The organism is bacterium (assembly GCA_026398675.1).
GTDB lineage: Bacteria > RBG-13-66-14 > RBG-13-66-14 > RBG-13-66-14 > RBG-13-66-14 > RBG-13-66-14.
This window is the reverse complement of sequence record JAPLSK010000125.1, coordinates 1-4300: the sequence shown is the minus strand read 5'-3', so window position 1 is coordinate 4300 and position 4300 is coordinate 1. Positions and strand designations below refer to the sequence as shown.

At 67.6% G+C, this 4300-nt stretch carries 4 protein-coding genes; 1 reads left to right on the top strand and 3 read right to left on the bottom strand.

Annotated elements, in window-relative coordinates:
* Nucleotides 1-724: hypothetical protein (locus tag NTW26_03070; protein MCX7021255.1), on the bottom strand; the 724-nt coding region annotated here is incomplete at its 3' end.
* Between the two features lie 163 nt (nt 725-887).
* On the bottom strand, nt 888-3263 hold the full coding sequence (purL, locus tag NTW26_03065) for a phosphoribosylformylglycinamidine synthase subunit PurL (GenBank protein ID MCX7021254.1): 2376 nt from the start codon (nt 3261-3263) through the stop codon (nt 888-890).
* 101 nt (nt 3264-3364) lie between these two features.
* Here purL and NTW26_03060 point away from each other — a divergent pair, with 101 nt between their 5' ends.
* Nucleotides 3365-3565: a hypothetical protein gene (locus tag NTW26_03060; GenBank protein ID MCX7021253.1), complete on the top strand. Its 201-nt coding sequence runs from the start codon at nt 3365-3367 to the stop codon at nt 3563-3565.
* On the opposite strand, the gene NTW26_03055 is transcribed toward NTW26_03060, so the two are convergent.
* Nucleotides 3540-3809, bottom strand: a complete 270-nt coding sequence (locus tag NTW26_03055; GenBank protein ID MCX7021252.1) for a hypothetical protein — start codon at nt 3807-3809, stop codon at nt 3540-3542. The genes NTW26_03060 and NTW26_03055 overlap by 26 nt on opposite strands.
* Between the last annotated feature and the right edge of the window lie 491 nt (nt 3810-4300).

Genomic DNA, 4300 nt, shown 5'->3' with positions numbered 1-4300 from the left:
CGAAGATGATACTGATGGAGCCGCTGGCGTTGGGGTTGGTCTTTAAAAGCTCGTTGTACTGCTGCCGCGCCGGCCCGAGGGCCGAGGAGACGGCGGCGATGATCTCGGTCTTCGAACGGGCCAGATCACCCGCACCCTCGCCGGTTATCTGCACCGGTCCGGCGAGCCCGATCTTCCCCGCGATGCGGCCGGAGGAAGATGGCGCCGATGAGGAACCGTCATCGCCGGTGGAGGATGTCGCCGTAGAGGAGCCGTCATCACCGGAGGTTCCGCTGTACGGCAGGCCGGTGAGCGCCGCGGCCAGCCTGCGGCACACGTCGGGCAGGCCCGATTGGCTGTTGGTGCTCTCCGTCTTGCCCAGGACGGCCTCCGCCGTCTCCACGTCAATAAAGCGCAGCGTGACGGTGTAGGTGCCGCCGAGGACCGAGACGCTGCCCAGGGCGACATAGTCCGCCCCCACCAGCTTACCGAACTCGGCAATGGTGCTCTCATCCACCATGCCCGACAACTGGAAGGCATGTTCCTTTATCACCTCGGCCAGCTGCGCCCGCTCGATCACCCGGAACCGCCCGCTATCAATTACTTCTGTGCGCAGGATGTCGGAGACGGCATCCGCAAGGTCCTTGGCGCAGAGTTTGGCCTCCAGGTCAATGATGGCGATGGCCGGCTGCTCGGCCAGCCCGGCGACCACCAGCAAAGCCAGCAGAATTATCAGTGTACGCATAATCCACCTTTTATCAATGGTAGCCCTCACCCCGGATCGAATCCGCCCCCGTAGGGGCGCCCCTCTGCGGGCGCCCGCGACCCGAACCACCGCCGGAGCCCGCTCACCCCTCACCCTAGCCCGTAAGCGCGCTTCTCCCTAGAGGGGAGAGGGGGTGGGTTTTTCACGCGCCGAAGATTTTTTCCAGGCCGCCGGACCAGAGCCCGCGCAGCTCGTCGAGATTTTCCGCCACCAGTATACGCTTACCCAGGGTCAGGGTGAAGCGCCGTTGGTCGGTGGTCCGGCCGAGGAGCGCCGCCGCGCAGCCCTTTCCTTTAAAAAATTCCACCACCGCCGCCCCCTCGCCTACCCGGACGGTCAGGATGTAGCCGGGGGCCTCGTTGAACAGAAGCGCCTCCGGCTTCAGACTGCTGGCGATTTCGCTCATATCCGCCTCCAGGCCCACGCCGCCCGAGAGGTACGTCCCCAGCGCGATTTCCGCCAGGCAGAGCGCCAGGCCGCCGTCGGAAACGTCGTGGCAGGCGATAGCCTTCCCGCCTCCGACGAATTCCACGATTGCGGCCAGCTCGGTGCGCCAGCGGTCGAGCTCCGCCGGGGGCGGCTCTCCGGCCACGTCGCCGTACACCGTCTCGTAATAAAGGCTCCCGCCCAGCTCGGGCCTTCTTTTTCCGACGAAGAGAAGCTCCTCCCCCGGCCCCAGGGCGCACTGCCCGGTGGCGTTGCGCGCGTCGGCGATGACCCCCACGCAGGCGATGACGGGCGAGGGCGGGACGGCCTTCCCCTGGGCCGACTGGTTGTAGAAGCTGACGTTGCCGGAGACCACGGGCAAGGGCGCGCCGGGATGGCCCACCAGCCCCAGCCCCCGGCAGGCGTCGCCGATCCCCCGCAGTCCCTCGGCGAACTGGAAAAAAATCTCCGGCTTCTCCGGGTTGCCGTAATTGAGGCAGTCGGTGATTGCCGCCGGCGCGGCCCCGGTGCAGGCCACGTTGCGGGCGGCTTCGGCCACGGCGTGCACCGCGCCCAGGTACGGGTCCACCTCGCCCAGGCGCGGGTTGCCGTCGGCGGTCATGGCCACCCCCGCGGGGCAGCCCGAGAGCGGCATCACCACCCCGGCGTCTGCCTCCCCCGGCCGCAGGACCGTGCGCCCCTGCACCTCGCAGTCGTAGCGCTTGAAGATGGGGTAGCGGGAGCAGCCGTTGGGCGAGGCGAGCATTTTTTTCAAAACCTCGCCCCAGGTCAGATCGGGCTTTCGCCTCGCGGGGACCGGCCGGGGCGCGGGCGGGGTGCGGGGCCGGTCGTGCTTGATCCCGTGGGTGATGGTCCGGGTGCTGACGTCGCAGACTGGAATTTCCTCCGCCGCGGTCCCTTTCCACAACAGGCGGTAGCGGTCCTCGGGCAGTATCTCGCCGATGACGGTTGCCGCCGCGCCCACCGCCGCCTTCCCCAGCTCCCAATCCGTGTTGAAAATTTTACAAAACTCCTCCGCGGCTGCAACGGGCACGGCGTACATGTAGCGCTCCTGGGTCTCGCCGCAGGCGACGATGTAGGGCGGGAGGCCCTCCATGGAGACCGGGACTTTATCGAGGTGTACGTCGGCGCCGAGGCCCGCCGCCGCAGCCATCTCGCTCGTGGCGCAGGCGATGCCCCCCGCCCCCAGGTCCTTCATTCCGAAGGCGAGGCCCTTTGCCCGCAGGTGGCGCCAGGCCGCCTTGTTCGCCTCGGTCAGCACCCGCGACAGGAAGGGGTCGGGCACCTGCACCGCCCCGCGGTTCTCCTCGCCGGAGTCCAGGTCCACGCTGGCGAAGGCCGCCCCGCCGAAGCCCGAGTCGTCCGTGGCCTTGCCGACCAGGACGTAGACGTAGGGCGTCCGGCGGGCCTCGTCGGGCACGCGGCTGTGGATGATTTCGTCCGCGCGCACCAGCCCCACCGCCACCACGTTCACCAGGCAGTTGTCGTCGAATTTTTCGCTGAAGTAGGCGTCCCCGCCCAGGTTGGGCACCCCCAGCGGGTTGCCGTACTGCCAGATGCCGTCCACCACGCCGGCGGCGATTTCCGCCGAGCGCGTCCCGACGGGTCCGGTCGGGTCGCCGAACCGCAGCGGGTCCAGCACGGCGAAGACCTCGCCCCCCATGCAGTACACGTCGCGGACGATGCCGCCGATGCCGGTAGCCGCGCCCTCGTTGGGCACCACCTGGCTCGGGTGGTTGTGGCTCTCGTGGGCGAAGACGATGCCGTAGCGCACGCCCTCATGGACGATGAACTCGACGATGCCGGCGTCCTCGGCGGGGCCCTGGATGACGTTGGGGCCGTCGGTGGGCAGATGCGCAGCCAACAGCGCCCGGCTCGATTTGTACGAGCAGTGCTCACTCCACATGATGTTGAAGAGGTGCGCCTCAGAAAGGGTCGGCTCCCGGCCCAGCAGTTGAATGAGCGAGCGGGCTTCGTCGGGCGTGAGGTGGATGCCGAGTCCGGCGAGGGTCTTTTTGACCTCGGCGTCGGAAAGGGCGGAGAGGGCGAGCGGTTCGTCGGGACGTTTCATGGGCTTAAGTGGTGGATACTCTTTGAGTTATGTCTCAACGAATTATACCCCCGCCCCGGGGGAATGTCAACGCGGGCCGGGGGTGATAGAATCGCCCGGTCATGAGCGACCAGCGCGAAGGTATCAGTCAGTTCACCCGCCACCCCGTGATGGGGCTGGTTCTCGTGGCGTGCATCGCGGGTGGGACTTTTATCGGTTTCTGGATCGAGCCGGTGGTGGGCTGGCTCTGCGTAGGGGTCTTCGCCGCGGGTCTCGTGGTCCGCCTGGTCCTTTGGATTACCGCCCGGCGGGGCGCGGATTAACCTTCCGCCTCGGCCAGCCTCCGAGTGACCAGGCCGACGAAGAGGGGACCAGCATGGCCGCCACCAGCCGCCACGGGCCGAAAACGACCCGGCTGCGCGACCGCACGGCGTGGACCTCGTCCAGGGTGAGCCTGCGCCAGCCGTCGGGGAGGCCGAAGAGGAAGATCTCGTTCCCGGCGAGGACGGCGTCGGGCTCGTCGGGGGAGAGGCTCTCGTCGGGGCCGTAGTCGCGCCGGAGGCTCACCGCCTCGGCCGGGAATTCTTGGGGAAAGCGGGGAGGTTCCACGGGGTCAAGTATAGCGCGGCGGTTTATTTTGCGGCAAGAAAAAGGGGCGGCGCGCCGACCCCTTCTCAACGGGCGACCGTGGACGGTCGCCCCTACGGGTCGGGTTCGCGGTGTATAGGCGTAGGGGCGGGTGTCCACACCCGCCCGTTCGGTCATCCACCGCCATTCGCCCGAATGTAGGGCGGGGACTTTAGTCCCCGCCGCTTTGTTAATCGCGGCGGCCCGCGGAGGGGCCGCCCTACGTCGGTCAATGCACGAAGGGCGGGGATTTTAACCGAGCGAAGCGAGCTATGCCCCCGGCAAATCCTCGCTGCTTTAACCCCTCACCCTAACCCTCTCCCCAGAGGGGGGAGGGGACGTGCCCCTCACCTCGGCTTTCTCCTAAATGTAGGGCGGGGACTTTAGTCCCCGCCGCTTAAAATTCCCGGCCTCGACCCTCACCCCAACCC

Bases quoted from the DNA above. Each gene is read 5' to 3' on its own strand.
- purL (MCX7021254.1), bottom strand. From the start codon at position 3,263: ATGAAACGTCCCGACGAACCGCTCGCCCTCTCCGCCCTTTCCGACGCC.
- NTW26_03060 (MCX7021253.1), top strand. From the start codon at position 3,365: ATGAGCGACCAGCGCGAAGGTATCAGTCAGTTCACCCGCCACCCCGTG.